This window comes from Streptomyces niveiscabiei, from assembly GCF_001419795.1.
Lineage (GTDB): Bacteria > Actinomycetota > Actinomycetes > Streptomycetales > Streptomycetaceae > Streptomyces > Streptomyces niveiscabiei.
The window spans coordinates 1-10,599 of the sequence record NZ_LIRL01000034.1 but is presented as its reverse complement, the minus strand read 5'-3'; the positions used below and the strand labels follow the sequence as shown (position 1 = coordinate 10,599).

The 10,599-nt window shown below is 73.0% G+C and carries 8 protein-coding genes; 5 read left to right on the top strand and 3 right to left on the bottom strand.

The features are described 5' to 3' along the window. The 4 genes from AOK24_RS02425 to AOK24_RS02410 form a co-directional block, all read left to right on the top strand. On the top strand, positions 1 to 344 hold a 344-nt coding region (locus AOK24_RS02425), incomplete at its 5' end, for a DNA glycosylase AlkZ-like family protein (protein ID WP_167376796.1). Positions 345 to 470: 126 nt separating this feature from the next. Continuing rightward, positions 471 to 3,386, top strand: a complete 2,916-nt coding sequence (locus tag AOK24_RS02420) for an ATP-binding SpoIIE family protein phosphatase (protein WP_055718377.1) — start codon at positions 471 to 473, stop codon at positions 3,384 to 3,386. 22 nt (positions 3,387 to 3,408) lie between these two features. Next, positions 3,409 to 3,852: an RpiB/LacA/LacB family sugar-phosphate isomerase gene (locus AOK24_RS02415; protein ID WP_055718376.1), complete on the top strand. Its 444-nt coding sequence runs from the start codon at positions 3,409 to 3,411 to the stop codon at positions 3,850 to 3,852. 517 nt (positions 3,853 to 4,369) lie between these two features. Continuing rightward, positions 4,370 to 5,368: an ATP-grasp domain-containing protein gene (locus AOK24_RS02410; RefSeq protein ID WP_055718375.1), complete on the top strand. Its 999-nt coding sequence runs from the start codon at positions 4,370 to 4,372 to the stop codon at positions 5,366 to 5,368. A 180-nt stretch (positions 5,369 to 5,548) separates the two neighbouring features. On the opposite strand, the gene AOK24_RS48295 is transcribed toward AOK24_RS02410, so the two are convergent. After that, positions 5,549 to 5,725, bottom strand: a complete 177-nt coding sequence (locus AOK24_RS48295; RefSeq protein ID WP_159051772.1) for a hypothetical protein — start codon at positions 5,723 to 5,725, stop codon at positions 5,549 to 5,551. A 181-nt stretch (positions 5,726 to 5,906) separates the two neighbouring features. Between AOK24_RS48295 and AOK24_RS02405 the strand changes: the two genes are divergently transcribed. Continuing rightward, positions 5,907 to 7,553: a cellulase family glycosylhydrolase gene (locus AOK24_RS02405; protein WP_055718374.1), complete on the top strand. Its 1,647-nt coding sequence runs from the start codon at positions 5,907 to 5,909 to the stop codon at positions 7,551 to 7,553. A gap of 99 nt (positions 7,554 to 7,652) precedes the next feature. Here the strand turns inward: AOK24_RS02405 and AOK24_RS02400 are convergent, their stop codons facing one another. After that, positions 7,653 to 9,818 (bottom strand): sensor histidine kinase, encoded by a 2,166-nt coding sequence (locus AOK24_RS02400; protein WP_055718379.1) that lies wholly within the window; start codon positions 9,816 to 9,818, stop codon positions 7,653 to 7,655. A gap of 270 nt (positions 9,819 to 10,088) precedes the next feature. Beyond that, the coding region (locus AOK24_RS45320) for a peptidoglycan-binding domain-containing protein (RefSeq protein ID WP_206191132.1) at positions 10,089 to 10,599 on the bottom strand (511 nt) is incomplete at its 5' end.

The following is a 10,599-nucleotide window of genomic DNA, read 5'->3' as shown; positions in this document are numbered from 1 at the left end:
GTCGAACAGGTCTGCCGTCAGGGCGGGTTGGAGGTACCAGTCGCGGTGCCGCCACCCCCATGGGCTGGCGGCACCGCGACTGGTACCTCCAACCCGCCCTGACGGCAGACCTGTTCGACACCAACGGCAACATCGGCCCGACGGTCTGGTGGGACGGCAGGGTCGTCGGCGTCTGGTCCCAGCGCCCGGACGGCGAGATCGCCACCCACCTGTTCGAGAAGGGGATCAGCGCGGCGGCCGTCACGGCGGAGACCGAACGCCTCCAGGAGTGGTTCGGCGACACCCGCGTCCGCGCCAGCTTCCGTACCCCGGTCGAACGCCGCCTGTACGACGGCACCCTCTGAAAGCCGCCGCCCGAAGCCCCCGGAACGGCAAGGAGGTTGCCCTCCGCAGGGCGCCAACCCCCCGTGACCGGTGAGAATTCTGCGAAGCACGCTTTCGTCCGAGACGTGAACGATAAGGTTCTCAGCATGAACGCGCGGTTGGCTTTGCTCGGCACGGTAGGCCCCGGAATCCCGGAGAGCGAAGTCTTCCGACTGGCCCTCCAGCACGCCGTGGCCGAGCTGGGCGCCCTCGGTGGCACGATCCACCTGCGCGGCCTCAAAACCCCGCTGCGCCTGGTCTCCTCGACCGGCCTGCCGTCCACCCTCACCCGCGCCTGGGAGATCGTCGACCACAACGGCCCGCTGGCCCCCGCCCGCGCCCTGCACCGGGGCAGCGGCGTCTGGGACCCGCTCCCCGGCGACACCGCCGACCCCGCCTGGCCCGGCACCGGCCTCGCCGCCCTCCCGCTGTACCGGGGCGAGCACAGCATCGGCGCCCTCACCCTCCTCACCGGCGACTCCGGGCAGCCGACCGCCGCCCAGTGGTCGTACCTGCGCTCCCTCGTCGCCTGGGCCGAGGAACGCATGGGCCAGGCCCCGCCGCTCACCCACCGGCCGCGCGGCGAACAGCACGCCCGGCTGCGCCAGGCCCTCAAGCAGGCCCGCGTCGGCGCCTGGGACTGGGACCTCACCAGCGGCACGCTGAGCTGGGACGAGGCGGCGATGGAGCTGTACGGCACGCGCCCCGCCGACTTCACCGGCCACATCGACAGCTGGATCCGCGTCGTCCACCCCGACGACCTCGCCCCCACCCTCGCCCTCGCCGAACGCGCGGTCCGCGACCACGCCGTCTTCGAGGCCGAGTACCGGGTGCGCGCCCTGGACGGCGGCTGGGGCTGGACCCGCACGCGCGGCAAGGCGACGTACCACGCGGACGGCGAGCCGCACCGGCTCATCGGGATGGCCTGGGACAGCGACGACTCCCGGCCCGGCCGCGACGCCCTCGGCCGCGCCCTGCGGCACATGAGCGACGGCTTCCTCGCCGTCGACGACGACTGGCGGATCACCTTCGCCAACCTGGAGGCCGAGCGCACCCTCGGCCTCACCGAGGAGGAACTCTTCGGCCGCACCCTGTGGGACGTCCCCGCCGTCCGGTACGTCCCCGGCCTCGAACAGCGCTGCCGCAAGGCCGCCGCCGAGGAGAGACCCTCCGAGTTCGACATCCACCCCAGCGACACGTGCCGCCGCTACCACCTGCGCCTCGTCCCCGGCCCCGACGGGCGCACGCTGTACTTCACCGACGTCACGGAGAAGCGCCGCCTCGCCGACGAACGCCGCGCGGGCGAGCGCGCCGCCTCCCGGCGCGCCGCGCGCATCGCCGAGCTGACGGCGGCCCTCGCCAAGGCGACCACCTCCACGGACGTCGTCGAGGCGGTCGCCCGCCGGGTGCTGCCGCCGTTCGCCGCCTCCGGGCTCCTCGTCCAGGTCATCGAGGACGACCGGCTGCACAACGTCGGCGCCGTCGGCTACCCCGACACCTTCCTCACCGAGGTCGAAGGCCGCCGCCGCGTCCCGCGCGACCCCTCCTGGGACGCCGTCACCCACGGCACCCCCCTGTTCCTGTCCACCGCACGCGAACTCGTCGAGCGCTCACCCCAGTTGGCGGGCATGCCCGAGCGCGCCGGGAAGGAGGCGTGGGCGTTCCTGCCGCTCACCGCCTCCGGCAAGACCTTCGGGATCTGCGTCGTCGCCTTCGACCGGCCGCGCCGCCTCACCGACGAGGAACGCACCCTGCTGGCCACCATCAGCGCCCTCGTCGCCCAGGCCCTGGAGCGCGCCCGCCTCTACGACGCCGAGCACACCCGCTCCCGCGAACTCCAGCGCAGCCTCCTGCCGGACGCCCTGCCCGCCCTGCCCGGCGTCACCGCCGCCGCCCGCTACCTGCCCGCAGGACAGGGCATGGACGTCGGCGGCGACTGGTACGACATCATCCCGCTCTCCGGCGGGCAGGTCGCCCTCGTCGTCGGCGACGTCATGGGCCACGGCCTGTCCGAGGCGGTCACCATGGGACGGCTCCGCACCGCCGTGCACACCCTCGCCGACCTGGAACTCCCGCCCGACGAGATCATGGGCCACCTCAACGACATCGTCGGCGCGATGGGTGAACGCTCCTACGTCACCTGCCTGTACGCCCTGTACGACTCCACCACCCAGACCTGTTCCATCGTCCGCGCGGGCCATCCGCCACCGGCGCTGGTCCACCCCGACGGGACCGTCCACTTCCCGGACGACGTCGTCGACCCGCCGCTCGGCGCCGCGAGGCCGCCCTTCGAGACCGTCGAACTCGCCGTCCCCGAAGGCAGCCTGCTCGTCCTGTACACCGACGGCCTGGTGGAGTCCGCGACCCGCGAGGTCGACCAGGGCATGGCCGACCTCGGACGGCTCCTGCGCGCCGCGCACCGCGACGGCACCGCCGCCGACCTCGAAGGGCTCTGCGACCGGCTCACCGCCGAACTCCTCCCCGCCGACCAGCAGGCCGCCGACGACGCCGCGTTCCTCGTCGCCCGGCTGCACGCGCTGCCCGCCGAGCAGATCGCCTCCTGGTGGCTCCCCGACGACCCCCGCGCCGCCGGACAGGCCCGCGGCCACGTCCGCGACCAGCTCACCGCCTGGCACCTCGGCGACCTCATCCCGACCACCGAACTCCTCGTCAGCGAACTCGTCGGCAACGTCGTACGGCACGCGCGCGGCCCCGCCCGCCTGCGCCTCCTGCACGGCACCGACCTCGTCTGCGAGGTCTTCGACGGCAGCCTCACCATGCCGCGCATCCGGCGGGCCACCGACACCGACGAGGGCGGCCGGGGCCTCCAGCTCGTCTCGGCGCTCGCGCACCGGTGGGGGACCCGGTACACGGCGACCGGCAAGTGCATCTGGACCGAACAGCCGGTCGACGGCTCCGGAATCCTTCCCGGGTTCGCCGACGCCGACGGGGCGCAGATACTCCCCGGGTTCGCCGACTTCGACGGAGACCTCGACAAGCTGCCCTTCGGCGACGACTGGTGAACCCCCTCAGTACGCTGGCCCCATGCGCATCTCCGTCTCCTCCGACATGGACGAACCCGTCGCCCGCGCCCTCGTCGCCGAACTGCGGGAACGCGGCCACGACGTGACGTCGTACGGCGCGCTGCGCGAGGGCGCCGACCCCCGGTGGGCCGTCTGCTCCGAGGCCGCCGCGCGGGACGTCGCCGAGGGGCGCGCCGACCAGGCCGTCGTCTGCTGCTGGACCGGCACCGGCGCCTCCATCGCCGCGAACAAGGTCCCCGGGGTGCGCGCCGCCCTGTGCACCGACGCCTACACCGCCGACGGCGCCCGCCGCTGGAACGACGCCAACACCCTCGCACTGAGCCTGCGCCTCACCTCCGAGCCCCTCCTCAAGGAGATCCTCGACGCCTGGTTCACAGCCGGGTCCAGCGAGGACGCCGAGGACCGGGAGAACGTCGACCACGTGACACGACTCGACACCCGCTGACCCTCTCGACCTGACAGCAGTCACCCGGCCACCGTAACGGGACGGTGTGAACCCGGTCATGCGTGTTCCGCCGCAGAACGGGCAGACGGATTCCAGGAGTTCCCATGGTGCGCCGATGCGCCCGAAGAGGCGTACGGCAAGGGGCGGTTGGGGTCGGACAGGGCTCAGGGGTTGCCGTACGGCACGCGGCACAGGGGCGGGGCGCACGGCCGGGGCGTCCGGCGCAAGGGTAGGGGCAGGGCGCCGGGGCGCGTGCGCCCTGGCCCGGTCCGGCACCGGGCGCCTACTGTGGCGCCACAGCCCTGCGGCGCGGGACCGGCGGGGCACCCCGCACGAGCCCCGGAGCCCTGGCAGCCGCCCGACCGGCCGGGCCCGCACCCCGGGCCCGCGCCCCCACGGCCGTCGGCCTACGGGACCCGGGCACCCCGCGCGACAGGCACCACCCGTGACACCGCACGCGCCGAGGCGCCGACCGTCCGACGCCGCGAGCGCGCGTCGAGAGCATCTGGAGGCCGCTGTGTCCCGACCCCGCATCGCCCTGATCGCCGACCCCACGTCGCCCGAAGGCTGCCGGGACTACCTCGCCGAGGCGGTCGAACTGCTCACCGGAACCCCGCCCGTCCGCGTCGACTCACGGCACTTCGCGACCGGCGGCGCGGGCCGCGCCGACCGCGACGACGGCCGGTTACGGCTGCGGGTTCCCGGGGAGGGCCTCGACCTCGTGCCCGACGTCGTGGTCCTCTACGAGATCCCGCCGCACCGACGCGCCGAACTCGCCGGCTTCCAGCGGCTGCTGGAGGAGTGCGACGTCGTCACCCTCGGCACCGGCCCCGACGCCTGGCGCACGGCCACCGAGAAGAACCTGACCGTGGAGCGCTTCCGGCGCGACGGCGTCGCCCAGATGGAGACGGTCGTCCTGTCGCGGCCGACCCGGGACGAAGCCCAAGGCGCCTTCGAGGAGCTGGGCGGCGACACCTGGGCCCGCCCGGTCGTCGGGACCGGCGGCAACGACACCTTCCACGTCAACAGCCTGGAACGGCTCGCCGAGGCCGCCGCCTACTACGCCGGGCAGGACACCGACTGGCTGCTGTCGCGCGACGCGGGGAACGTCACCGCCGACGGCCTGCGCCACCAGTTCCGCGTCTTCGTCCTCGGCTCGCGGATCGTGCACGCCCGCGAGCACCTCCAGCCCGAGGACGACACGCCGTGCAACACCTGCCGGGGCGCGACCCCGGTGCACCTGGGGGCGCACGGACTGCCGCCCCGCCTCGCCGAGTTGGCGATCGCGGCGACCGCCTCGGTGGGACTGCCGTTCGCCGGGGTCGACCTCGCGGTGGAGAACGGCGGCGTCGTCTTCGAGGTCAACGTGCAGCCCGCCTTCGTGGACGGCGAACTCCCGCTGGTCGCCGTCCCGTACATCGAGGCCCACCTCGAAGCCCACGCCCTGGCCACCGGCGCCCGCCACGGCGCGACGCGGGTGCCGCTGGGGCGCGGAGACAGGCTCCCGTCCCGGTGACGTGACATGACGGCCGGAGCACCCGACCGACGTGCTCCGCCCTGACCGTCACCGGGACGGGGTCCAACTGCCCCGGCCTGCGGGGGAGTCGGACCGTATCCGCACAGAGGAAAGCGGCGCGGCCGGGAGTCGATCCCGGCCGCGCCGCCGCGTTCGGAAGGCGCGCTGTGCTGAATGCCGTCAGTAGGGAAGCGGACGGCCCGACGGCGTCCGCAGGTCCTGCGGCTCCGGTCGGCGGGGTCCACGGGGATGCCTGTTCAACTGGATCCTCTTCACGTCCGCCTCCTCGTCCCCCGCAGCACGGTCCGGCTCGCGTCCCGTGCGCTCGGGCGTGTTGACCTTCTTGGGGCCGGTCATCCCCATCTCCCGGCCGGAATATGCCCGTGGGTCCCCTCGAATGTGTGCAGGTCGGGGCGCACGCTCCGATGAGCCTGCGCCGCCTCTCTTGACGTGTACTTGGCCAAGTGGGTTTATGGGAGCGCTCCCATCTCTTCTGTCCCTAGCCTGAACCTCTTGGCGCTCACTTACTGGAGCCGCAGTGAGAACACCCAGAGCCCTCTTCCGGAAAGTGCTGGCCGCTCTCCTCGGAGCCCTCCTGCTCGGCGCGCTGGCCCCGGCCGCCGTCCAGGCAGCGGCGGCACCGCGCGTGAAGGCGACCGGCCTGCACATCAGCAACGGCCGCCTGCTGGAGTCCAACGGGAACGACTTCGTGATGCGCGGCGTCAACCACGCGCACACCTGGTACCCGACCCGCCTCGACCAATCCCTCGCCGACATCAAGGCGTTCGGCGCCAACACCGTCCGCGTCGTCCTCGCCGACGGCCACCGCTGGACCGCGAACACCGCCTCCGACGTCGCGAACGTCATCGCCCAGTGCAAGGCCAACCGCGTCATCTGCGTCCTGGAGGTCCACGACACCACCGGCTACGGCGAGGAGTCCGCCGCCGGCACCCTCGACCAGGCCGCCGACTACTGGATCGGACTCAAGAGCGTCCTCGCCGGACAAGAGGACTACATCGCCATCAACATCGGCAACGAGCCCTGGGGCAACACGAACCCGGCCGGCTGGACCGCCCCCACCATCGCCGCGATCCAGAAACTCCGCAACGCCGGCTTCCAGCACCTCCTCATGGTCGACGCCCCCAACTGGGGCCAGGACTGGCAGGGCGTCATGCGCGCCAACGCCCAGTCCGTGTACGCCGCCGACACCACCGGCAACCTCATCTTCTCCATCCACATGTACAGCGTGTTCGACACGGCGGCTGAGATCACCGACTACCTGAACGCCTTCGTCACCGCCAGACTCCCGCTGCTGATAGGCGAGTTCGGCGGCCCCGCCGACCAGTACGGCGACCCCGACGAGGACACGATGATGGCGACCGCGCAACAGCTCAAGCTGGGCTACCTGGCCTGGAGCTGGAGCGGCAACACCGACCCGATCCTCGACCTCGCCCTCAACTTCGACGCGAACAACCTGAGTTCGTGGGGACAGCGGATCTTCAACGGCGCCAACGGCATCGTCAGCACCTCCAAGGAGGCGACGATCTTCGGCGGCGGACCCGGCGGCGACACCCAGGCGCCGACCGCCCCCGGCACACCCACCGCCTCGGCGGTGACCGGGAGTTCGGCAACCCTGACCTGGGCCGCGTCCTCCGACAACGTTGGCGTGAGCGCGTACGACGTCGTCCGGGTGAGCGGCACCACGGAGACGCCGGCCGCCGCGTCCACCACCAACTCGGCGACCGTGACCGGGCTTTCGGCCTCGACGGCGTACACGTTCGCGGTGTACGCCCGGGACGCCGCCGGGAACCGCTCCACCCGGTCGGGGACCGTGAACGTGACCACGGGCCCGCCCGCCCCCGGCCAGTCCTGCTCCGTCGGCTACCGGGCGGTGGGGGAGTGGCCCGGCGGCTTCCAGGGGGAGATCGTCGTCAAGAACACCGACACGACCGCGATCAGCAACTGGACCCTCGGCTTCTCCTTCGCCGACGGGCAGACCGTCAGCAACATGTGGGGCGGCACGGCCACGCAGTCCGGCGGGGCCGTGACCGTGAAGCCGGTCGGCTACACCGCGAACATCCCGGCGGCGGGCTCGGTGACCGTCGGGTTCATCGCCAGCAAGGGCGCCACGAACAGCGCTCCGGCCGCGTTCACGCTCAACGGCACGGCCTGCGCGAAGAGTTGACGGACGGTCATGCGGGCCGGGGCGAGCGCGGAACGCCCCGGCCCGTGTGACGGGCTCGATCCGAGCCGCCTTCGGGGGAGGGGCCCCGGCCCGCCTGGCTCAGTCTTTCGCGGACGCCTTCTTCTTCGCGGCGTCCTTCTGCGCGGGCCCCTTCCTGCGGCCCCAGCGCGGGCTGAGCCGGGAGCGTTCCACCTTCTCCAGCGGGTCGTCGGCGGGCGTGTGGTCGCTCCACGACTCGTACCCGGCGAACGGGTCCTCGGCCACCTGCCGGGCCGGGTCCGCGCGGCGCAGGGTCAGCGTGTCGGTGTCGGGGCGCGCCTGGCCGGTGACCGAGGCGGGGAGCATGACGAGGGACGTCGTGCCCGACCGGGCGGCGGACGGCCGCAGTTGGACGCGGACGCCGTGGCGGTGGGCGAGCCGGCTCACCACGAAGAGGCCCATGTGCTGGGAGGCGGTCGCGTCGGGGGCGGGCGGGTCGGCGAGCTTGCGGTTGATCGTCGCGAAGTCCTCCGGGCGCAGCCCGATGCCCTGGTCGTGGATCTCGACCATGACCCCGCCGTCCGGGAGCCGTGTCGCCAGCACCCGCACCGGCGCCTTCGGGGACGAGAACGACGTGGCGTTCTCCAGGAGTTCGGCCAGCAGGTGCACCAGGTCGGTGACGGCCGGGCCGCCGATCTCGACGTCCGGGACGCCCGCGAGCTCGATGCGCTCGTAGCTCTCCACCTCGGAGGAGGCCGCCCGCACCACGTCCACCAGCGGCAGCGGCCGGTCCCACAGCTGGCCCGGCGGCTCCCCGCCGAGGACGAGGAGGTTCTCCCCGTTGCGCCGCACGCGGGTGGCGAGGTGGTCGAGGCGGAAGAGGTTCTCCAGTTGCTGCGGGTCGGTCTCGTGGTCCTCCAGCTCGCCGATCAGCGCGAGCTGACGCTCGATCAGGGACTGGTTGCGGCGCGACAGGTTGGTGAAGATGGCGTTCACCTGCCCCCGCAACCTCGCCTGGACGGCGGCGAGTCGGGCCGCCTCGCTGTGCACGTGGTCGAAGGCGCGGGCGACCTCGCCGATCTCGTCCGTGGAGGTGATCGGGATCGGCGTCACCCGGGGGTCGACGGTGTGCGGGTCGTTCTGCGACAGTCTGCCGATCAGCTCGGGGAGCTGGTGCTCGGCGATGTCGATCGCGGAGGCGCTCAGGCTGCGCATGGCCCGGCTGGTGAGGCGGGCCATCCAGGCCGCGAACAGGAACGCCAGCAGGATCGCCGCCAGCACCACCGCGCCGGTCAGGATCGCGTCGTCGCGCGCGTCGTCCGCGATGGCCCGGGCGTTGGTGAGCGCGCTGTCCACCAGTTGCACCTGGACGCTGCGGTAGGCGTCGAAGCCGAGCGTGGACGACGCGAAGAACGACTCGGCGGTGATGCCCTCCTTCGCGAGGTCCTCGACCGGCGCCCCCGAGGAGATCCGCTCGACCATCGTGGCGATCGTCGGCGGCGGCACGTACGTCCGCCCGGCCGCCTTCGCCTCGGCCGCGGCCCGCGCGTTGCGCTCCTGCCCGCGCGCCTGCGCCGTCGCGAGGGCCTGCTGGAGGCGGGTCGTGTCGTCGGGGGTGCCGGCCGCCGCGTACTCGCGCAGCGCGACCTGTTCCAGATAGGCGTACGAGCTGAACGCGGTGAGCTGGCCGGCGAGTTCGCCGCGCGCGAGCTTGTCGCGGTCGCCGACGAGGAGGTGGGTGCCGATGGACCGGATCAGCGACTCGGCGGCCTGCGTGAGGGAGATCGCGTACAGGGAACGGCCGAAACTCGACTGGTTGGAGCGGCCGTACCCCAGCTCGTTGGAGATCTCCATCAAGGGGTGCTGGACGGCGTAGTAGCTCTCCTCGGTCTGCACGCCGGTGGTCTGCTCGGTGAACGCGGCGGTCCGCACCTGCGGCAACTGCCGCTCCCCGGCCCGCACGAGAGCGACCCGGCGGATCAACCGGCCTTCCTGCGGCATCCGTTCGACCGCCTCGGCGAACGCCTTCGCGTCCGCGTCGGTCACCCGGCGCGCCTCGGCGACGACCGGCGCGTCCCGCTGCCCGCTCAGCAACGGGACGACGGAGACGTCCCGTTCGTTGATCGCGTCGCTCGCGTACTGGCTCGCCGCGCGCACCAGCTCGGCCACCCGGACCGCGTCGTCGGCGGCCCGCCAGGTCTCCAGCGAGTCCCGCACCCGGACCCCGCCGAGCACCAGGGTCACCAGCACCGGGATCAGCAGCACGGCCCGCAGGCGCCTGGCCACCGGCCAGTTGCGGGTGAGCGACGTCCGCGCGGGCTTCTGCGCGGGCCCTCTCCGGGGCTCGGCCGCCGGGGCGTCGGCTGAGGTGTTCGGCAAGTGCGTCCCATTCGGTTCCGAGCCGTCACGCGTCCGGGCAGGGTGGGGCGGGGCTCGATCTGATCTGGCCAATTCTTAGCATCGAGCGATCGTCGATGTTCATCGTTCGGCCCAAGCCGTCCAAGTTTCACACAACCCGGTCGATCTTCACGACCTGCGTGTCAGGTCGCCGCCCGGTCAACCGGAACGCAGCGCTCCCCACGTCGAACGGTCCACCGAGCCCGTCGCCTTGAGCCCCGCCGAGTCCTGGAAACTCCGTACCGCCGCCTCCGTGCCCGCCCCGTAGCTGCCGTTCTCGCCGCCGACGTCGTACCCGCGCGCGACCAGCAGACACTGCGCCTGCTGCACCTTCTTGCCGCTGTCGCCGGGCCCGACGGGGCCGTTGCCCGCGTAGTACGAGCAGCCCGCGGGCTGCGGCTCGGGGTCGGTGGACGGGGACTCGGCGCCCGGGGTGGTACCGGGGTCGACCACCCCGCCGCTCGGGCCCGCCGAGGGCGTCGGACCCGCCGATACGGTCTCCTCGTCCGCCGCGCCGTCGGGCGTGGGCACGCTGGGGCCGCCCCCCGGGTCGGCGGGGTCCGAGGCCGAGCGGTCACCGGAGATGGTCTTCGTCGCGCTCGGCTCGCCCGAGCCCGAAGCGCCGGCACTCGGTGAGGTGCCGCCGCTGGTCACGACGCTGTTCTTCGGC